The sequence below is a fragment of the Streptomyces sp. P17 genome (genome assembly GCF_032436805.1).
In the GTDB taxonomy this organism is placed as follows: domain Bacteria; phylum Actinomycetota; class Actinomycetes; order Streptomycetales; family Streptomycetaceae; genus Streptomyces.
Genome location: NZ_JAVRBF010001448.1, coordinates 1 through 238 on the forward strand (window position 1 = coordinate 1; position 238 = coordinate 238).

Here is a 238-nt window from a genome sequence, read left to right on the forward strand (position 1 = left end):
CGCGCCCTCGCTGTAGCGGGCGTGCTGCTCGTTGAACACGTCGGCGATGGCCACGTCCTTGCCCATGACGGGCGGGGTGTAGGCCTTCGTGATGCGTTCACCGAGCCCGAACGACTTGCCGAGGACGCGGCCGGCGTCCTTGATGGCCTGCTTGGCCTTGATCGTGCCGTAGGTGACGATCTGGCACACGCGGTCGTTGCCGTACTTGTCGCTGACGTAGCGGATGACCTCGCCGCGG

Annotated in this window: 1 protein-coding gene; it reads right to left on the reverse strand. The window is 66.8% G+C overall.

Translation table 11 applies throughout. The features are described 5' to 3' along the window. The coding region (locus RMT89_RS45305) for a hypothetical protein (protein ID WP_315889579.1) at nt 1-238 on the reverse strand (238 nt) is incomplete at both ends.